This window comes from Paenibacillus sp. PAMC21692 (assembly GCF_014303795.1).
Lineage (GTDB): Bacteria > Bacillota > Bacilli > Paenibacillales > Paenibacillaceae > Pristimantibacillus > Pristimantibacillus agaridevorans.
In genome coordinates this window covers 2261542-2281057 of the sequence record NZ_CP060293.1, presented here as the reverse complement: position 1 = coordinate 2281057, position 19516 = coordinate 2261542, and the positions used below count along the sequence as shown (strand labels likewise).

Annotated in this window: 14 protein-coding genes; 2 read left to right on the top strand and 12 right to left on the bottom strand. The window is 54.7% G+C overall.

The window, feature by feature from the left end; all coding sequences use genetic code 11:
• Positions 1–26 precede the first annotated feature (26 nt).
• The 5 genes from H7F31_RS09065 to H7F31_RS09045 all read right to left on the bottom strand — a co-directional run bounded on the left by H7F31_RS09065 (position 27) and on the right by H7F31_RS09045 (position 8940).
• Positions 27–5159, bottom strand: a complete 5133-nt coding sequence (locus H7F31_RS09065; protein ID WP_187103880.1) for an S-layer homology domain-containing protein — start codon at positions 5157–5159, stop codon at positions 27–29.
• A 176-nt stretch (positions 5160–5335) separates the two neighbouring features.
• The gene (locus H7F31_RS09060; protein ID WP_187103879.1) at positions 5336–5950 is read right to left on the bottom strand and encodes a nitroreductase family protein; all 615 of its coding nucleotides are present in this window, start codon (positions 5948–5950) and stop codon (positions 5336–5338) included.
• Between the two features lie 70 nt (positions 5951–6020).
• Complete coding sequence (locus H7F31_RS09055; RefSeq protein WP_187103878.1) at positions 6021–6890, bottom strand: VOC family protein; 870 nt, start codon at positions 6888–6890, stop codon at positions 6021–6023.
• A 213-nt stretch (positions 6891–7103) separates the two neighbouring features.
• Positions 7104–7847 carry a ThuA domain-containing protein gene (locus tag H7F31_RS09050; RefSeq protein ID WP_187103877.1) on the bottom strand — a complete coding sequence of 248 codons (744 nt, stop codon included), beginning with the start codon at positions 7845–7847 and terminating at the stop codon, positions 7104–7106.
• 49 nt (positions 7848–7896) lie between these two features.
• Positions 7897–8940 (bottom strand): Gfo/Idh/MocA family protein, encoded by a 1044-nt coding sequence (locus H7F31_RS09045; RefSeq protein ID WP_258235189.1) that lies wholly within the window; start codon positions 8938–8940, stop codon positions 7897–7899.
• A 137-nt stretch (positions 8941–9077) separates the two neighbouring features.
• On the opposite strand from H7F31_RS09045, the gene H7F31_RS09040 reads away from it, so the two are divergent.
• Positions 9078–9962, top strand: coding sequence for an AraC family transcriptional regulator (locus H7F31_RS09040; protein ID WP_187103876.1), 885 nt, complete (start codon positions 9078–9080; stop codon positions 9960–9962).
• Positions 9963–10909: 947 nt separating this feature from the next.
• Here the strand turns inward: H7F31_RS09040 and H7F31_RS09035 are convergent.
• The 7 genes from H7F31_RS09035 to H7F31_RS09005 form a co-directional block, all read right to left on the bottom strand.
• Positions 10910–11932: a DNA-3-methyladenine glycosylase family protein gene (locus H7F31_RS09035; protein ID WP_187103875.1), complete on the bottom strand. Its 1023-nt coding sequence runs from the start codon at positions 11930–11932 to the stop codon at positions 10910–10912.
• A 113-nt stretch (positions 11933–12045) separates the two neighbouring features.
• Positions 12046–12741 carry an ABC transporter permease gene (locus H7F31_RS09030; protein ID WP_187103874.1) on the bottom strand — a complete coding sequence of 232 codons (696 nt, stop codon included), beginning with the start codon at positions 12739–12741 and terminating at the stop codon, positions 12046–12048.
• Positions 12734–13657 carry an ATP-binding cassette domain-containing protein gene (locus H7F31_RS09025; protein ID WP_087569766.1) on the bottom strand — a complete coding sequence of 308 codons (924 nt, stop codon included), beginning with the start codon at positions 13655–13657 and terminating at the stop codon, positions 12734–12736. The genes H7F31_RS09030 and H7F31_RS09025 overlap by 8 nt, the downstream gene beginning before the upstream one ends.
• Before the next feature lie 96 nt (positions 13658–13753).
• Positions 13754–14713 (bottom strand): sensor histidine kinase, encoded by a 960-nt coding sequence (locus tag H7F31_RS09020; RefSeq protein WP_187103873.1) that lies wholly within the window; start codon positions 14711–14713, stop codon positions 13754–13756.
• 1 nt (position 14714) lies between these two features.
• On the bottom strand, positions 14715–15422 hold the full coding sequence (locus H7F31_RS09015) for a response regulator transcription factor (RefSeq protein ID WP_087569768.1): 708 nt from the start codon (positions 15420–15422) through the stop codon (positions 14715–14717).
• A gap of 4 nt (positions 15423–15426) precedes the next feature.
• Positions 15427–15855, bottom strand: a complete 429-nt coding sequence (locus H7F31_RS09010) for a disulfide oxidoreductase (protein ID WP_108995184.1) — start codon at positions 15853–15855, stop codon at positions 15427–15429.
• 10 nt (positions 15856–15865) lie between these two features.
• A complete protein-coding gene (locus H7F31_RS09005; RefSeq protein ID WP_187103872.1) occupies positions 15866–16558 on the bottom strand; it encodes a DsbA family protein in 693 nt (230 codons plus the stop codon).
• A gap of 208 nt (positions 16559–16766) precedes the next feature.
• Between H7F31_RS09005 and H7F31_RS09000 the strand changes: the two genes are divergently transcribed.
• Entirely contained in the window at positions 16767–18977 is a 2211-nt protein-coding gene (locus H7F31_RS09000; protein ID WP_187103871.1) for a heavy metal translocating P-type ATPase, read from the top strand.
• Positions 18978–19516: the final 539 nt, after the last annotated feature.

Sequence of the window (19516 nt, the reverse complement as noted above, 5' to 3'; positions counted from 1 at the left end):
CACCACCCTGCTTCGGTTATTGATATTCAATCCTGTCCGTTCGCGCCCCAAGCTTGGAGCATATAGCGGACCCACTCCTGCATCAGCGCGGCTGCCTGCGCCCGCGTCAAATGGTCGCCAGGCGCGAAGCGGTTGCCTTCCTTGCCTCGAATGATGCCGGCATGATGCAGCGTCTGCACCGCCTCCGCCGCCCATGGGCGTATGTTCGCCGCGTCGGCAAACGTATCGGGTGCGCCAGCCGCAGCCGGAAGCTTCAACCCGGCGTATTGCGCGTAACGCAGCAGCAGCACGGCCATCTCCTGGCGCGTCACCAATCGGTTTGGCTCAAACTTCCCGTTGCCCGTTCCGGCGGCAATTCCCGCTTCGTTAGCCCAGCCGACAGCCGAAGCGTACCAGGCGCCATCCTCCGTATCCGCAAACGGCAACTGTCCGGCCGGACCAGGCAGCGTTCGTTCCAGATTGGCCAACAAGCGCACCGCCATCGCCCGTGTCATGCCTTGATCCGGCGCGAACTTGCCGCCGCCCAGGCCTTGCATTATGCCTCTGGCCGTAGCCAGAGCAATGCTGTCCGCCGCCCAATGCGAAGCGGTATCGCCATAAGGATTAGTCGACAGCGGTGCCAGCACTACATAAACCTTTCCGCCGACGATAAAGCTTATGCCTCCCGTCGTCCGCCCCGACAACGGATTGGCTCGTTCGATGCCGGCTGCCGACAGCTCATTTACAACCGCATCGGCACCGGCGATCGGCAAAGTAACTAACGCGAGCCATGCATCGTCCGAGAGCTCCCGTCCATCCAAGGTTGCGGCGAACACATACACCTGACGTCCGTCCGCCGCTTCGCTCACAGGTCCCGGAAGCTGTCCGGCAGCGGCTTTCCACAGCTTCAGCTCCAACGTTCCCGTACGATCGCGATAAAGCTCAAGCACATCTTCGATGCTTAATTGAATATCGCCCAGCGGACTCGCCAGCAGCAAGTGTCGGACGCCCGCTTCTTGCCACATATCGTCTTTCCATATGCGCTCCGGAATCGTCACCGAAAAACCGTTTGCCGCAGCCAAGTCCGATTCGGCCATCTTCAGCTCGATTCGCGCCGCGCCGCCTTGTTCCGCTGCGGCTTTTTCCACAGCCTGAGTCACGCCGTCCGGGAGAAGCTCCGCCACAAAGCGGCCTTCTGTCCATTCGCCGTTGTACGCGGCGGCCTCGTCGCCATCCGCTCCGCCGCCGGTGCCGCTGCCGTTTCCGACATTGCCCGCGCCACCGGGCGTATATCCGGTCACCTCGACGCTTATGCCCGCGTAATGATCCTCTGTCCGGATATCGATAACCGCTTTGCCCGCTCCGGTTACGCTAACGATGCCATCCGGACTGACCTGAGCGACCGATGGATTCGAGGAACGGAAAATCCACTTGTCATTGATCGCGTTAGCCGGCGATACGACCGGCAGCAGCGTTAGCCGGCTGCCGACGGCAAGCGCGGATTGCGGCGCTTCGGCCGTGACGGCAACGGCGCGCTCCGGGCGAACGGCAACCGTAATCGTCGCCTTTACTCCCGGTTGATCGCTGCGTTCGGCGTCGATTACGGCCGTGCCGTTGCCGATTGCCGTGATGCGTCCGCTTTGATCGACCATCGCCACGGTCTCATCGGAGGAGCTCCATCGCACAGCGGCGCCGATGTCGCCGCCCTCCAGCGTTGCGGCCGCTTGCGCCGACCCGCCTGTCGTCAATTCGACCAGCTTCTTGTCAAGCTTAATGGCATAACTTTCCGACTGCCCATGCTGCAAGGAAATGCCCTTTACATCGACGGAAGCGCCCTCCGCTCCGTTTGCCATCACATACAGCGTCGTCCGCTGCAAGCCCGTTTTGTCGAACGAGGCGTCATATTGGCGCAGCATAGTCGCCGCGTCTACCTCCGTAACCCCGGTTGTTGTGCGGTCCGCCACCAAATATTTCGGATGTTCGTCGCCTTCGAACTTCAATTGCAGCGTCCATCTGGCCGTTGTTTGCGCCACATCGATCGCAAGCCGAATCGGCTTGTCGAAGTCGAGCAGGAACGGAGTCGACCGAACCGTGCCATAGTCGCCGTCGGGATGATTTTCCGTCACGCGCGCCGCTGCATTAATATAGCCGATCTTCCCTGGCGCAGAAGAAGATTCGAACGTCTCGATCGTCGCTTTGTCCGCCGCATAAGCCGTCGTTTCGTCCTCATAAACAACCTCAAGCGAATCGACGATAAAATAAGCGCCTTTTTTGTCGGTAGCCCACAACTCCAGCCTTGCTTCGCCGGAGCCGGTCGGCGCCTGATTTTGATAGTCCAGAATGCCCTGTGGCAGATTGATTGTTTGTATGCCGGTAGCCGTTCGGTTCGCGTAGATATAGTAGGAAGAGCCGCCAAACAGCAGCTTGAGCGTATACGTGTTTCCTTCGCCTACTTCCGCAATATCGATCGCCAGAGTTGGATTTTTCGCAAAATCAAGCGTAAACGCGCCGGACTGAACGCCCCCGTAACCCTCGTTGTCGGTTCGGTTCTCCATAATCGCTTTTTTGCCGATCAGCGTTGCCGTGCCGGGCGATTCGCCCGACGCAAAGCTTGCGATATCCATCGCATCGAAGACAACATCGGCGGCCACGGCCGGCGGATCATCATAGAACAGCTTAAGCGACTTCAGTCCAAACGAAGCTCCTTCCTTGCCGTTCGCCATCAGATAGACGCGAAGCTGCGTGGGACCCGTTCGCTCCTTGTCGCCGAACGAAGCAAGCGCGTTTTTTAGATCGATCAGCTTTTTACCGGCATTCATTCCGTTCGACAGCACATATTTGCCCCATTGCTCATCCTCGAACTTGATCTGAACGGTATAATAGGGGTCGGGCTGATTCGTATCCAGCTCCAGATACGGCCGGCGGGAGAAATCGACTTCGATCGTTTCGGATTGCACCGCGCCCCAGTCGCCATCCTCGTTCGTTTCCGTAATAAGCGTGTAACCTTCGCCGCTATCCGTTACCGCTGCCGGCATCGCCGCTACCGGCGTATACTGCAGCGCATCGGCCGCGGATGCCTCATAGATGACGTTCGCTTCATCGGGACGGCTGATCTCGAGCTTGATATTGGCCGTGTCGCTTAGCCCGTTCTCTTTTACCGTTACGGCTACATCCGAAATTCCGTTGGCCATCCGGGTCGTATCCAGCGTATAGTCGGCCACAAACGGGCCGGAATATAGCAGGGTATCGCCTACGGCAATTTCCATCTCGGCGTTGTCGCTGCCAGTCAGCTCCAGCTGCAGTTCAACCGCATCCGCCGTTATATGCTGGCGTTGAACGGACGGCGACAAAATGCTGACCCCGATCGCGTCCTTGGCAATCGTCCGCGCTCCGACCATCCAGCTTGCCCCGACATGGCGAATGTCCGCCTCGGCCGGCAGCACAATAACGTTCAACGAAGACAACGCAGGAATCGTCAAATTGTAATTGCCCGATACATTGGCGGCAAGCGTTGTTTTGGAAGCGGCATCGAATAGCTTAGACGGACCGTCCAGTTCGATTGACACGCTTCTCGCCTCCGGGTACGGATTATAATATAAATATTGCGGGAAAGTGCCCGACTCGCGATAATAATCGGTTGCATTCAGATCGAGACGCAAAATGCGCTCTACGCTGGTCGGATCAATAATCGCCGCAAACACGCCGATCAGCGACGAACCGTATATGCCATAGTTGGTCTGTCCCCAGCCATTGCTGACCGGATCTCCCGTAGCGAACGGCGAAACGTCGTTTACCGTACGCCGAACGCCCTCGTAACCAATAACGCCGTCCGGATCATGCTCGAACGCGCCTCCATGCGACTGATTGGCAGCCGGCAGTTCGTTCGGATACATAAGCCGCACGCTGTTGGAAGCGCTCAGAAACCATTTGCCGACAGCGTCGGAATAACGGGGATCGTATTTGGCAAGCGGCGCAAGCGCCGAGCCGAGATGATAGGTATTCATAAGGAAACCGAATCCGCCGCCGTCGCTTCCCGCGCCGACAAGACCATCGGCCTGATATCCGCCCCATTCGCCTTCCATGACGCCCCAAGTCGTGCGGACATCGCTGTCCCCGTCGAACAGCCAGTTGATCATTTTATCGATATTGTAATTTAGGCCAAATCGGAAGTTCATGACGGCCGCCATCAACGGACTGTAATCCTGGGTTACCTCATAGTTGGGATTGATACCGCTTGCATTTAGCTCATCCATAACCAACGTCATGGCGTCCAAATACTTCTGCTGGCCTGTCGCCTCATAAGCCGAATAGAAAATGTACGCCAGCGCCCCGCCAGGCGGTTCCGTCCACCTTCCGTTGCGGACCGGCTCACCCGTTTTCATATTATAGGATGTGAAGTCAAACGACAGCTTGCCGCTGCTGTTTTTAAAATTCGGCAATGCTTCGAGCCATTTTTCCGCTCCTTGCACAATGATGTTGCGCATCGAAGGGATATCCTGCCCGTATTGGCGCTTGGCCGTCTCGTAAATCTGTATGTACAGCAACTGCGGATACAGCTCATACCAGAAGCTTTGGCCGGTTGACGTATTCGTTCGGTTCAACACCATATTTTCGCCGTTTGCGGTATTGTGAAAGCCGTTTGCCATTTCCGCCAAATTGTAGCCGTACTGATTGGTCTTGTCGATACCTGCGAGCATGCCGGACAGCAGCAGCGCCAGCGTCGAAATCGCCTCTTGTGATCCCGGCGACATCGTATTTTCTCCCGAGCCGTTTATATGGCCGATATACGAGGGGAAACCGAACATTCGGCCGTATCCGTTGCGGTTGGTGTCGTCCCAATAGCCGATCGGCATAAAGGATTCCGTCTTATCGACTGGCACGTATTCCGGATTTGCTGCAAAAGCGAACAACAATTCGTCCAAGCGTTGCGCCATTCCGTCAAAATCCATATACCGGTAATTGCTGGCCCAATCGGTCATTCGATCCACTTTGCGCACCGATTTGGCGGCGACAGCCGCGCCGGCCGCCGCCCCTCCATCGGACGGATTCGCAGCCGCCGCTCCGACCGTCGCGCTCCCGTCGGACAGATTTGCAGCCACCGTCGGACCGGCGTACAATAAGGACCCGAACACCGCTCCCGCAACAAGCGCAGCCGTTGCCCGCTTTATTGATTTTTTCATATCTTTTTCAAACCTCCCCGTCATTTATTCGTGCTTTCCCACAGTATAAAGCCGGCTGAAGACGAGGGGTTACATTTCTATTTGTCAGGATATGGCGGTCGTTTTCTCTAATTCGCGCTGCCGAACAAAAAAACATCCCGGCCACGGATGGCCGGAATGCTCTGTATAGGAAATTATTATTTCACGAACCTTACGCGCTCGGAGAGCGGTTGAACCGGTTTGTCACCTGCCGGAGCAACCACTTTGCCGAATGGCATCTGGGCCAGCAGCTTCCAGCTTGCAGGGATTTCCCATTCTGCCTTCACCTTGTCGTCGATCAGCGGGTTGTAGTGCTGCAGCGAAGCGCCGAAGCCTTCCAATTCCAATGATGTCCAGATGACGTATTGCAGCATGCCGTTAGATTGGTTCGACCAGACCGGGAAGTTGTCCGCGTAAGCTGCGAACTGCTTCTGAAGACCTTCAACGACCGCCGTGTCCTCGAAGAACAGCACCGTGCCGTAACCCGCTCCAAATGCGTTCATTTTGTCCTGAGTCGGGCCGAATTGATCCGCAGGCACGATGGCTTTCAGCGTATCTGTCGTCATGTTCCACAGCTTGTCATGCTGCTCTCCAAGCAAAACAACGACGCGCGCGCTCTGGGAGTTGAAGGAAGAAGGCGTGTATTGAACCGCATGGTTCACAACCTCCTGAATACGTTCGTCGGACACAACCTGCTCCTTGCTGATTGCGTAGATGGAACGTCTCGCTTGCACTGCCGTGTAGAAGTCCTTAGTTGCTGTTAATGTTCCCATGATAATACCTCCGTATGTCGTAGTTGATTTTTTTTGCGATGATAATGTTCTGCGCCAAGTAACGCAATACCTATGAACGGGAGACCAGCAGTCTTACTCCGATGCCAAACGGATCTCGCAGATATACTGCATCTTGCCGCTCTTCGCAGGAGTATCCTGCTTCGGTGATGGATGACGTCAGTTTTTTCAACTCTTCCTCGTCCGGCAAGATGATCGTAAAATAATCGATCCCGGTTCCGTTGCCCGATACAGGCGGAGCGCCGACGCCCGCCCACAGGTTAAGGCCGACATGATGATGATAGCCGCCAGCCGAGATAAACAGAGCGCCCATTCTCATCCAATCGGCAACAATGTCGAAACCAAGCACATCGCAATAGAAGCCTCTCGCCTTGGCCATATCTCCCACATGGAAGTGAACATGTCCCATCGTTGTTCCTAGAGGAAGACCGCGCCATTTCTCGTTTTCCGCTTCCGCCAGCAAGCCATGCCAGTCGATGGGATCGCTTGCCATCCGTACGGTTCCATCGCTATTAAGATTCCACTCGGACCGCGGCCGGTCTCTGTAGATCTCAATTCCGTTCTGGTCCGGGTCGGACAAGTATAGTGCTTCGCTGACTAGGTGATCGGCTTGGCCGATTGCCACGCCTTTGTCCACCAAATGTCTCAATGTAACGCCCAAGTCCTTCCTTGTCGGCAACAGAATCGCAAAATGGTACAAGCCGCTATGCGAACGTTCCGGGGTAACGACTGCTCCCGGCACTTCCTGCAGCACGAGCAGCGTCGTCTTGCCGTCGACCGTCAGCTCGGCGGTTCGCTCATCCTGTTTCCTCAGAAGCTTAAGACCAATGACTTCTTCATAGAATGCAAGCGAACGGCTCAAATCGCTCACTCTTAGCTTAACCTCGCCCAGCGATATGCCTGGATGTAATTTATGGGGCATTGGAAGCTTGACCTCCCATTTCGTTGAATTTAATTTATTGTTACTTACTATTAGTAAGTATATATTGCTTAATAACTTAAGTCAAGCGCACGTTCCAAAATAAATCCACAGAGCTTTAATGAGCTTGTGGATTTTTTGTAATTGTTATTCCGCAAAACGAAAACCCGCTCCGGCCGAAATGAATCGACAGGGCGGGCTATGACATGCAGCCGATTATTTAACAGTGCTTACACCGATCCGCTCAATCGGCTCCGTACGGCCCGCTACCGAGGCCGCTCCTGGCGTTGGCGCAGCCCAGCGGACGGCATTGCCGATGACTTTAAGCACCTCGGACTGATGATAGACGGGGAACGTCTCATGGCCTGGACGGAAGTAGAAGATTTTGCCTCTGCCCCGGCGGTACGTACAGCCGCTGCGGAACACTTCTCCGCCTTCGAACCAGGAGATAAACACGAGTTCGTCCGGTGTCGGGATTTCGAAGCGTTCGCCGTACATTTCTTCCTTCGGAATTTCGAAGTAGTCGCCTAACCCTTCCGCGATGGGATGTCCGCTCTCGATGACCCAGACACGCTCGCGTTCGCCATCGTCGCGCCACTTCAGCGTGCCCGTCTTCGTGCCAAGGAGCCGCTCGAAGATTTTGGAGGCATGCCCGGAGTGAAGCACGATAAGGCCCATTCCGTCCAGTACGCGGTCACGCACCTTCTCCACAATATCATCGCGCACTTCGCCGTGCGCCAGATGCCCCCACCAGAGCAGTACATCCGTATTCGCCAGCACCTCTTCCGTCAGCCCATGCTCCGGCTCGTCCAGCGTCGCCGTCGTTACCTCCACGCTCTCCGCTTTCAGCAAGTAATCGCCGATGGCATTGTGGATCCCTCTCGGGTAAATTCCCGCCACATGCTCGTTTAGCCTTTCGTGCCTGTATTCGTTCCAGATCGTCACTTTTAATGTCGTCATGATATAACGTCCTCCTTCTATTATGATCCCCAAAAGTTTCTAGAGCCTCTTACTCCGCCGATACCCAGCGTCCTTCCGCAAACGATTCGATAATGGCGTCGATCGTACGCTGATTAATGTACCCATCCTCGATCGTCGCGTTTAACCCGTCGTCCTTTCCCCTTACCAGATCGAAAAACGATTGCATCTGCTCGGCCTTATGCAACTCCGGTATGTCAAGAAATCGGAAGCCGCCTTCTTCGTCGTCAAAGTTGCCTTCCAGCGTATCTTCGGCTTCGAGACTATAGACGAGCGAGCCCTTGGAGCCGTATATTTCGATCCGTTGGTAATTGCCTCGTCCGTAAGCGAAGCGCGAAATTTCCATCGAGGACGAGATCCCATTTTCCATGCGGCCAAGAACATGGCAGAAGTCGTCTACATCAACCTCTCCTTTGCCGCTGCCATCAGGCAAGCTGCGCTCGCGGACGATCGTATCGCCGTGACCGACTACGCTCGTCGTCTCGCCAACCAGGAACCGATGCAGGTCGAGAATATGCGAGCCAAGATCGCCTAATGCGCCTGAGCCGGACAGCTCCTTGCTAAAGCGCCAATAGAGCGGAACGTCCTCGGGAATGGCCCAGCCCTGCAAATATTGGCTGTACACATGGCGGATCGTCCCCAGTTTGCCGGACTGGATCAATTCCCTTGCATAACGGGCCGCACTCCTGTACCGATACGAAAAACATACAATGTGCGGAACCGGCTTATTGGCCAGCTCCTCGCGGAGCGCGAGCGCTTCGCGCATATTCAAGGCAATCGGCTTCTCCAGTGCGAACGGCTTGGCCGCCCGAATCGCGTCAAGCGCAACCGCAAAGTGATTGTTGTTCGGCGTGCCGATCATGACGGCATCTACTTCCTTGTTCGCTAGCAGCTCCTCGTGGCGCAAGTACCGTCTTTCCTGCGGAATGCCAAGCGCTTCGCCCCGTTCCTCCAACGCTTTTGCATTGACGTCGCAGATAGCGAACAGCTCTGCATCGGGACTGTTCTCGATACCCCAAATATGATAATTGGCGATGCCTCCCATGCCGATGACACCGATCTTCAGCTTTTCCATAGTCACCATCCATTCCTTAATATCGCTTGCATGTTTCCACCACAGTATAGAATGTGCTAGACTATTCGGGAATGTGAGATCGTGACGATTTTTGTATAAAACCGACTTTTATTACTCTGGGTAAAGGTGGGACGGACATGCTGGAGATGAATGTAGAGCGCGTGCCGAAGATCGAATTAATGGGCTTCGTATCTTATGGTACGCCATGGATTCACTTCTTCCGCAATACGGACGAACATGTTCTGTATGTGATCAAAAGCGGGGAGCTTCATATGAGAGAGGAAGGCCGCGAATACGTGCTGCGGCGAGGCGACATGTTGCTGCTGGAGCCCGGACTCGATCACGAGGGGACGAATAAGGCTGTCTGCGACTATTATTTTTTCCACTTCCGGCATCCTGGACTTACGCCATCGCCCAGAGTGATCGACCCTGCGGAGCTTGCCCGCAGTTATGTGCTGGATGACGATGATGGGCACGGTCAGGTGCCTACTCATTATTTCCCCAAACATTGTACGATCTCCGATAAAAACAGCTTCCAACAGCTCATGCGCGCCATGAACGAATTGCTGCTGCTCTATCGGCGCAAGCATTACAATCGAGGGGTGACCGCGCTTCGATTTTCCGAGTTTCTGATCGAGCTGTCCCGCGAATATTTGCTTGGCGTGTTGCAGAACGAAGGCGGCAAAGGCTCCAAGGCGATTACGAAGGTACACGCGCTGCTCGACTATATTCAGCAGCATTATACCGAGAAGCTGACAAGCACGGAAATCCAGGCGGAGCTGGAAGCGAACTACGATTATTTGAACCGCGTATTCAAGGAATATACGGGCGAGACGATCATGCGCTACGCCAACAAAATCCGGATTCAGCATGCGCGGGAGTTGATTCGGGCAACCCCAATGAGCTTCGGCGAGATCGGTTATCTGGTCGGTCTGGAGGATCCTTACCACTTTAGCAAGGTATTCAAGCAATATGTCGGCCTGTCGCCTATGCAGTACTATAAGAAGGTGCGGGAGATGTAGCTGGCTGACTGTTGGAAATGGATGGTGAGTGGATGAATGGTAGTAATGGGATGGAGGGTGGTCGGATGGTGGGGGATCGGATGGTGGGGGATCGGATGGTGGGTGGATGAGTTGCACGGAACGCACTCTGGTAGCACGTCCGCCTGTCGGTGCGCTATCGGTACAAAGGAAATTACTTGGAAAGCGCTTTGGCAGACACGTCCACCAGTTGGTGCGCTATCGTATATTTAGGTAATAGTGCGGAATGCGCTTTGGCTGCATGTTCGCCAGTTGGTGCGCTATCGGATATTGAGGTAATTGCGCAAAAAGCGCTTTGGCTGCATGTTCGCCAGTTGGTGCGCTATCGGATATTGAGGTAATTGCGCAAAAAGCGCTTTGGCTGCATGTTCGCCAGTTGGTGCAACAGCGTCTATGTGCCTGCTTGGCTTTTAAACTAAATTTAAAAGGAAAAGTGCCCACTAATTCCTGCATCGTTCCAACATCTCCGCTAAGAGAGGGAAATTCTCCCTCTAATTCATGCATCCTAGTGTGATTTAGACCGTCCTCCCCATATTAGATGGCACTTTTCCCTCTATTTGAGTCGCATACGGCTAATCGGGCATATTAGAGGGAGGTTTTCCCTCTATTAGTTTTGGTAACTGCAAAATATTGGTTGGCTTCGAGTTTGCGGTCGCATGCTGATAATCAGCCATAATATAAGGGACCTCTATTGGGAAGCACGCCGTTACGTTGTCACTTGCCCTCCGCCTTTGCGACTGTGCGACTCCCCGCGCCTCTGCACCTGTGCCTGCCTCTGCCTGTACCTCTGCACTTGTGCCTCTGCGCCTGTGCCTGCTTCTGCCTGCACCTCTGCGCCTGTGTCTGCCTCTACCTGTACCTCTGCACCTGTGCCTGCCTCTGCCCGCCCCCGCCCTCGCATATGCACAAATGCACAAAAGAAGGCCGCTCTAATAGAGCAGCCTCCACAAGTAAAAGGTCGCGTACGCCTCCCAGCCCGCCCAGCCTTGCGACATGGCTGAAAGCTCTCCCTTGGTCGGTTTGCGACCCTCGCCAGTCAACGACTTGATCGCGTTATGCAGACCAACGTCGTCGATCGGGAACGCGTCCGGGTAACGAAGACATCGCATAATGACGTAATGGGCCGTCCAGGGACCGATGCCCCTCCGACTGACAAGCATGCGCTCGGCTTCCTTCATACTGCCCGATGCCAACAGCCTCTCCTTCGTCAACTCGCCCGATGCCACTGCTGCAGCAGTGTCGATGAGGTATTCGCTCTTCCGCGTCGTCATGCGCAGCGGTTCAAGCTCCTCTACCGTCAGCCCCGCGATCGTCTCCGGCTCCGGGAACAGCCAGTAGGCATGCCCCCCATGCTCGATGCATCGGCCATATCGTTCGACCAGCCTGCGCTTTAGCGTGTACGCGAACGCCAGATTAATCTGCTGGCCAATAATTCCCCAGCATAGCGCTTCGAACAGATCCGGTATGCCCAGCAGCCGGAGACCCTGGAAGCGGCGGACGGGCTCCCGCAGCCAAGGATCATTCTCCGCCAGCGAATAGAACGGAGTCAGGTCCCTCTCCAGATCAAACCATTCGCGCACGTACGCAATTGCTGCGGAGGTAAGGGATTCCTTGGCAGACAGCGACCGCGGACCACCAGCATCCTTTGACGCCGCCTGTTCCTGCTCCGACGCCAACAGCAGCACCGGCTCTCCGCCAGCAGATTCCTTTGCGGTTCCCGTGAAGCCGGAGAGACCGGCAACCGCAAATGGCTCCGTCAATCGCTCCAGCTTCACCCCGCCTTTATCGCTTTCACTCACATGCCACACAGCCCCATAAACCCCATCAGTTATCGCCTTATAGACCGCACCGGCTTCCGTGCGGAACAGGCATTCGTTCGCCGAACGCTCCAGATAGGCCAGATTATGTCCAAAATGAAAGCCTACCGGCGCTGGCAAGTTGATCGTCTCCATCGCATATCACTATCCTCTCGGCCTACTCTTACTCATAGTTGTACCACAGAACATCGGCCGGAGGTTTTCGGGATCTTGTTGTTCTACTCTTGCTCTATTTTACCCTGCCATCCTTAGCCTACGTCCACCTTATCTATGTCGCGGAAGCTCCAGAATGCCAGCAAAACGCCGATAGCCGACAACGAGAGCGGGATCGCGATGATGGAGCTCAGGGTAAAGCCCATATTGTTGGAAGCCACCAGCATGACGATAAGAACGGCGGATACAATCGTCGCAACCACGGACTTCTTCCTCATGCCGAAGAGGAGCGGCAAAAGACTGATACCCGCAGCTCCGATGGCTTGCATGAGTATCGTCAAACCGTGTTCGTACAGAAGCGAATTGCTCCATTGATCATCAACGTAACCCATATTTTCGTTGATGATAAGGAAGATCGTGCCGACGAGCACATTCGCTATAACAACGTTCGTAAACGTCCATATGAAGACGATCGACAGCTTGGCGTACATAAGCTTCTTCCTGCTGACCGGATAAGCGAACAGAAGCCCCATCGTTTTGTCCCGGAATTCGCTAATGACAAGTTTGGACAGCAAAGCCGCCCCATAGATGATGAACGTAGCCCGGACTAACACGTCGATCATCTCCAGCATGTCCGGGTAACTCGCGAAGATCGGTTCTTCCGAGATCGGACCTTCGGTGAAATAGATAAGCGCCAGGAAACCGGCGATGATGCCGTATGCCAGCACGGAACCCCATGCATAACCTTTCAGATGTCCTTTGCGCAGCTCGAGTTTAATGAGATTAAGCATGGACCGCACCTCCTTTGGTCAATTCCAGGAAGAAGTCTTCGAGCGAATGATGACGCCGATTTATGGACTCCACGGATACGCCGTTTAGAATAAGTCCCTTTGCCAATTCGTCCTGCGGCACATTCCTGTCATATACTCTCAGCGTGCGTTCGCCGATAAGCTTGAAGTTCCGAATGCCCAGCTTCTCCTCCAGCACGTATGCGGCTTGCTTGGCATCGGCCGTCACGATCTCCACGTAATCGGTCCTGGATGCGCGTATATCCTCCATCGTCACTTCCCTGACAAGAACGCCCATATCGATAACGCCGATGACATCGGCCACCTGCTCGATCTCGCCCAGAAGATGGCTGGATACGAGCAGCGTCATTCCGAATTCGTCGCGAAGCCTGCGGAACAGCGACCTCATCTCCTGAATGCCTGAGGGATCCAGGCCGTTGATAGGCTCGTCGAGCAACAGCAGCTCGGGACGCGTCGAGATCGCTCTTGCGATACCCAGACGTTGTCTCATGCCAAGCGAATACTGTTTGACCGGCTTGCCTTCGATGCCGATTAGTCCCACCATGCTCAGCGACTCCTTCATGGCGTCCTGGTTGTAGAACCCCATATATTCGCCATGCAGCGCCAGATTTTGTTCCGCCGTCAATTTTTCGTAGAAGACCGGCGTCTCGATCATATGGCCGATTCGCTTGAGAGGCTCCACCGAACCCGGAAGCATCCTGCTTCCAAACAGTTCAATCTCGCCCCCGGAGGGTCTGACGAGACCCAGCAGCATCTTCATCAAGGTTGACTTGCCTGCCCCGTTGGGACCAAGGAAGCCGTAAATACTTCCCTTTTTAACCGTCATATTGACGTTTTTTACGATATCCGCTTTGCCATATGTTTTGCTAAGCAGCCGCGTCTTTATTACATCCGTCATGTCGTTCACTCCCCGCCAGATTTCGATCTCTTGCTGATCTGTTTCTATCTTATCGCGGGCCCCTCTCTTTTTCCTTTCCCGTTTCTTACTTATTTCTTACTCTCCTCGCCTTGCCCCTGCGGAACGCGGCATCGTCAGCTTAAACGTCGTGCGGACGAACGGCAAACTGGATACTCCGATGACCCCGCCCATTCGTTCGGCTAGCCGCTTCGTAATTGTAAGTCCAAGCCCGCTCCCCTGCGAATGTTTGTTTCTGGAGTCATCCAGCGTGTACAATCTCTCGAAGACCCGATCTTGATCGGCAGCGTCAATGCCCCGGCCCCGGTCCGTTACTTCGATGACGGCTTCGCTCCCTTCGGCGTACAGCGACAATCCCAAGTAACCGCCATCCGAGCCGTAACGCACCGCATTGGACAACAGATTGTTTAAAATGCGACCCAACGCCTCTTCGTTTGCGTATAGCCAGACAGGCTCCTCCGGCAGTTTAATGTCTACCTCCAGCCCCTGGTCCGACAGCAGATCGTAGAAGGCCAGCACGCCGTTTCTGCAAACCTCTCCCGCATCCACCATCGACAGCTCCAGCTCGGAATCCCCTGATTCCAGCTTGGCGAGATCAAAGAACGCGTTCATAAGCTCCAGCACTTCTTCCGTCTTCCGATGCACTTTCTCTAACAACCGGAGGCGTTCTTCCGCGGTCATATTCACATTTTTGGCCAACATCTCCGCATATCCCAAGACGACGGTGAGCGGCGTTCTTAAGTCGTGGGACACGTTGGCAAGCATTTTGCGCATGGCCCTCTCCGTCATCGCATAGTCGGCAGCCGACTTGCCGGCACGGTCCAACAGATCGTTTATCCCGACCAGCAGCTCCCGCACGGCATGGGATTCAGTCGTTAACAGGATTCGTTCCGTCGATTGCTTCGAAGGAGCTTGGGCTATGTCATCCAGTTTCCCCTTGATATAAGCAATCTCCCTCTGATAAGCGCGATTGCGCAGCCTCTCTCTCACGGCAAAAAACAGCAGCACGGCAGCCGGCAATAACCACAGCCCTGCCATGCTACTGTTCTCCCAGACGATAGCCGATGCCCCATAACGTACGGATGTAGCGGGGATTCGACGGATCGTCTTCAATCTTCTCGCGCAGGCGCCGCATATGTACGTTAATCACATTCTCGTCGCCGTAATACGTGTCGTTCCAGACAAGCTGATATAACAACGCTTTGGTATAAACCCGCGTCGGGTGCTCCACGAACAGCTTTAAAATTTGGAATTCCTTTGCGGTCAGCTTTAGTTCCTCGCCTCTCTTCGTTACGATGAAGTTGGAAGGATCCACGATCAAATCGCCGACCGTCAGCTTGTCCGACGTGACTTCTGCTTCGTCCGCGATAACCTCCGAATACTGAGTCGCCCTGCGAATGGAGGCCGCTACGCGCGCCGACAACTCCAGCAGCGAAAAGGGCTTCGCGATATAATCGTCCGCGCCGAATCGCAGCCCAAGCGCCTTGTCCACCTCTCCGTCCTTGGCCGACAAGATCAGGATCGGCACGCGGCTGCGCTCGCGGAACCTCTGCAAAACGTCAAGTCCGTTCATCTTGGGCAGCATGAGGTCGAGCAGCACCAGATCGAAGCTCTCCGCACGGAATGTTTCAAGCGCGGCAACGCCGTCACGAACAACCGTGACGGCGTAGCCTTCTTTCGTCAAATAATCTTCGACCATCTCTCCGATGGAGAGATCGTCCTCCACGAGCAGTAATTTGCCAGACATATTCTTATTCTCCTTCTTGCTCGTTGTCCCGTTTCTTCGCGACGAGAAGCAAGATCGTGATGAGGGTAAATCCCGTCAACGCGAGGAAAGGAATCGTAATAAAGCCCAGCCAGTTGATCCACTCGGTCGTGCACGGAACGCCGTTTGTGCAAGGGCGCACCTTCTCGAACCCGGGGATTTTCTCCATCATATAATGGAAGGTCGAGACGCACATACCGATGATGGAGAGCGGCAGCACGTATTTTTTTATTTTGAAATCGTCGTAAAACGCTGCAATGCCAAGAATAATGCTAAGCGGGTACATCAATATGCGCTGGAACCAGCACAGATCGCAAGGGATGAATTCGCGAATTTCGCTGAAATACAAGCTTCCGAGCGTCGCTATGACAGCGACCAGCCAGGCGAAGTACAACGCGTTCCTCCTGAATGCCATGAGCCCACCCCTATTCCAGGTTCGCTTCGATCGCCGCTTTAATCGCCGCGTAATCGAACGGATTTGCGATTTGCGTCTCGTTAATCATGATGGTTGGCGTTTGGTTGACGTTGAACTTCTCGTACAATGACTTGTCCAAGAGATATTGTTCCTTCATCTCGTCCGATTTCATAATGGTTCGGAAGGCGGTTTCGTCCAGGTCCGGAATGGTTGCTTTGGCCACTTCCACGGCTTTGTCCTCCGTCAGCCATACCTCATCGTGCTCGGCAGTCGGCTGCTGGTCGTACAGCGCCTTGTGGAACGCCCAAAATTGATCGGGATAGGACTTCAACACCGCTTCGCTCGCCAGAGCTCCGTTAACGGATGGCTGCTTATGGAAATCAACGTTAACGTAGGCAAACGTAGCCTTGCCCGTATCGATGTAATCCTTCTGCAATTGCGGCCATACCGCCTCTCCCCAATATTTGCAGGACGGGCACATGTAGTCGCCGAATTCGACGATGGATACTTTGGCGTTCGCATCGCCCATCACCGGCTGCGACTGAGTGGAAGGCGCGCTGGCCAGTTCTTTGTTTTGTCCTTCGCTTTTCTTCTGTGTCTGATTAATAATAACGAGCAATACGATGATCAGTACGACAATAGCCGTATACAATACGAAATTGCGTGACCCCGATTTTTTCTTGCGCTTTACTTGTGCACTCATTCCTTATTCACCTCGTTTGGTTTATGTCATTTAGCGTACCATAATAGTGGGACATCCTCTACATCCCCAAATAAGAAAAATCGAACATTTTTTTACGAATGATATGAAAGTTACTTCAACAAAGAATGTGCATTTGACAGAACAAGCCAAATAATAATATCATATGAACAAGTATTCATATGTACAGATGAGAAGGAAGGCGAGCGGTATGAAGCAGTATCAGGTGAAGGGACTCTCCTGCGGCGGCTGCGCAATGCGGCTGGAACAAGAAATTCGGGAACTTGAGCATGGCGAGGGAGCTACGCTTAATTATAATTCGGGCAGATTGCGAGTCAACGAAGAGATCTCCATGGAAGCCGTGCGCCGCATTTTGAAGTCGGACGGAGCCACGCTCTCGGCTGCTCCAGCGGATGCCGAGGCAACCGGAAGCGTGAATGGTCATGCCCACTCGCATGCGGGGCAAGGGATCCACTCCCCTGACGACCACGAGAAAGAGCACGGACATGACCATGCCGAACATGGAGACGAACATGACCATTCGCATGGCAGCGGTTGGACGAAGCTGAGGCCCGTCCTCGCCGCGGCCATCTTATATATCGTTGGACTTCTGCTCGATGGGCGAGCGGAGTCCTGGATCGTTGTGACCATTTATTTGGCGGCGACTGCCATCAGCGGATATTCGACCTTCATGAAGGGTCTCCGCAATCTGCTGCGGTTCAAATTCACGATGGATACGCTGATGACCGTTGCGCTCGCCGGCGCCATTGCGATCGGCGAATGGAAAGAAGCGACGCTGGTAGCCATCCTGTTCGGACTAAATGAATGGCTCGAAGGACTGGGCATGGAGAAAGCCCGGCGTTCCATGGATGCGCTGCTCAAGACGGCGCCTAAGGAAGCTCGCAAGATGGAGGGCGGTCGCGAGGTGATCGTGCCCATACTTGCGCTTGCCGCGGGCGATATCGTAAAGATCAGACCCGGCGATCAAATTCCTTCCGACGGCGAAGTGATCGAAGGGGTCAGTTCGGTTAACGAAGCGGCCATCACGGGCGAATCCTTGCCGCTCTACAAAGCTGCCGGCGACATCGTTTTAGGCGGCAGCCTCAATCAGGACGGCCTGCTTCTCGTGCGAATTACGAAGGCGTACCGGGATTCCTCTCTCGCCCGTATCCTTCATCTTGTGCAAGAGGCTCAAGAGACAAAGACGCCCACGGAATTGTTTATCAACAAATTCGCGCGTTATTATACGCCCGCCATTATGATCATTGCCGTCATCGTCATGTTGGCCCCTCCCCTGCTTTTCGGAGGAGACTGGTCTGTCTGGCTGTATCAAGGGTTATCCGTTCTGATCGTGGGGTGCCCGTGCGCCCTCATCTTGGCTTCGCCGATCGCGATCGTATCCGGTATCGCACGCATGGCAAGGCACGGCATTCTCGTCAAAGGCGGCGTTCATCTGGAGCAGCTTGGAAAGCTGGAGCTGATCGCCTTCGACAAAACAGGCACGTTAACCAAAGGAAAACCGCATGTGACGGAAGTGCGGGTCTATGACCAAGAACGCCTGTTCCGCGTAGCGTCCCTCATCGAGAACGGCTCGACCCACCCGCTTGCCAAAGCCGTGTTGGAGGAAACAACCCGGAGAGGCATTACGGATGCCGGGGAGACGCCGTCTTCCCTCCGCACTATAGCGGGAGTCGGCATGGAAGCCGACATCGACGGAAGCATCTACAGACTCGGCAATGAGCTGAGCGCCTCTCATCTCGATATGCCGGAGCAGGTTCGAAGCGATATTGAAGCGCTGAAGGCAGCCGGACTCACCCTTGCGATCGTATCCGACGACTCGGAGGTGCTTGGTTTGTTCGGCATCGAGGACGAGGTTCGCGAAGAAAGCCAATCCGTCATTGCGGCCATTCACGGACTCCATATTCGTAGAACGGTCATGCTGACAGGCGATCATGAGAAGACGGCGCGTAAAGTTGCGAATCGGATAGGCGTATCGGAAGTAAAGAGCGGCCTGCTTCCGGAGGATAAGGTGGACGCGATTCGCGCTTTGGCGGCGGAAGGACGCGTCGGAATGGTCGGCGACGGGGTCAATGACGCTCCCGCTCTTGCCGCCGCCACGCTTGGCATCGCTATGGGCAAAGGTACGGACAGCGCCATGGAGACGGCCGATATCGTGCTAATGCAGGATCATCTTGGCAAGCTGCCTTATGCGATGAGGCTTGCAAGGCGCGTCGACCGGATTATACGGCTAAATATCGGCATAGCCCTTGGCCTGAAGCTGATCGCGCTCCTTCTCACGATCCCAGGCTGGCTCACGTTATGGATCGCCATTCTGTCCGACATGGGGGCGACGATTCTGGTTACTCTAATCGGTCTCACTCTATTTTTGGAGCGCAAGGAGAGCAGCACGGCGAAGGGCTGACGGAGGATCTGATCATTTCGGGCTGGATCAGGGTTCCGGAGCTTGGCGGACGATCTGATCATTTCCGGGCTGGGTCGAGGTTTCGGGGCTAACGGACGATCTGATCATTTCCGGGCTGGGTCGAGGTTACGGAACTTGCGGACGATCTGATCATTTTCGGGCTGGGTCGAGGTTTCGGGGCTGTTATGCCGACAATTATAGCTGCAAGCAACTGGCGCCGACCTTTGTCGGCGCCCCGCTTTCCGCGTTATGAATCAGCCAGCCGGCGACTGTGCAGCCACTTTGCACTCCACTGGCGTACGGAGTATTCATCGCTACATTACCGCTCGGTGAGGGCACTTTCTTTGCAAAGCAGTCGGCAAAACAATTGTATATTTACCCTGAAACTTGATCTTCCCTCCACAATTTGTGTGGGCTGAAGCCTTGTTGTTTCTTCAAAATTTGTTTCACTGAGTCTCGTTGTTTCTCCACAATTTGTAGGTCCCGCGGCTCGTTGTTTCTCCACAACTTATACGTCCCGAGGCTCGTTGGTTCTCCAC

Coding starts and splice junctions, on each gene's coding strand:
- H7F31_RS09005 (WP_187103872.1), bottom strand. CDS start 16,558: ATGAGTGCACAAGTAAAGCGCAAGAAAAAATCGGGGTCACGCAATTTC.
- H7F31_RS09015 (WP_087569768.1), bottom strand. CDS start 15,422: ATGTCTGGCAAATTACTGCTCGTGGAGGACGATCTCTCCATCGGAGAG.
- H7F31_RS09025 (WP_087569766.1), bottom strand. CDS start 13,657: ATGACGGATGTAATAAAGACGCGGCTGCTTAGCAAAACATATGGCAAA.
- H7F31_RS09050 (WP_187103877.1), bottom strand. CDS start 7,847: ATGACGACATTAAAAGTGACGATCTGGAACGAATACAGGCACGAAAGG.
- H7F31_RS09010 (WP_108995184.1), bottom strand. CDS start 15,855: ATGGCATTCAGGAGGAACGCGTTGTACTTCGCCTGGCTGGTCGCTGTC.
- H7F31_RS09020 (WP_187103873.1), bottom strand. CDS start 14,713: ATGGCAGGGCTGTGGTTATTGCCGGCTGCCGTGCTGCTGTTTTTTGCC.
- H7F31_RS09030 (WP_187103874.1), bottom strand. CDS start 12,741: ATGCTTAATCTCATTAAACTCGAGCTGCGCAAAGGACATCTGAAAGGT.
- H7F31_RS09000 (WP_187103871.1), top strand. CDS start 16,767: ATGAAGCAGTATCAGGTGAAGGGACTCTCCTGCGGCGGCTGCGCAATG.
- H7F31_RS09055 (WP_187103878.1), bottom strand. CDS start 6,890: ATGCCCCATAAATTACATCCAGGCATATCGCTGGGCGAGGTTAAGCTA.
- H7F31_RS09040 (WP_187103876.1), top strand. CDS start 9,078: ATGCTGGAGATGAATGTAGAGCGCGTGCCGAAGATCGAATTAATGGGC.
- H7F31_RS09035 (WP_187103875.1), bottom strand. CDS start 11,932: ATGGAGACGATCAACTTGCCAGCGCCGGTAGGCTTTCATTTTGGACAT.
- H7F31_RS09065 (WP_187103880.1), bottom strand. CDS start 5,159: ATGAAAAAATCAATAAAGCGGGCAACGGCTGCGCTTGTTGCGGGAGCG.
- H7F31_RS09045 (WP_258235189.1), bottom strand. CDS start 8,940: ATGGAAAAGCTGAAGATCGGTGTCATCGGCATGGGAGGCATCGCCAAT.
- H7F31_RS09060 (WP_187103879.1), bottom strand. CDS start 5,950: ATGGGAACATTAACAGCAACTAAGGACTTCTACACGGCAGTGCAAGCG.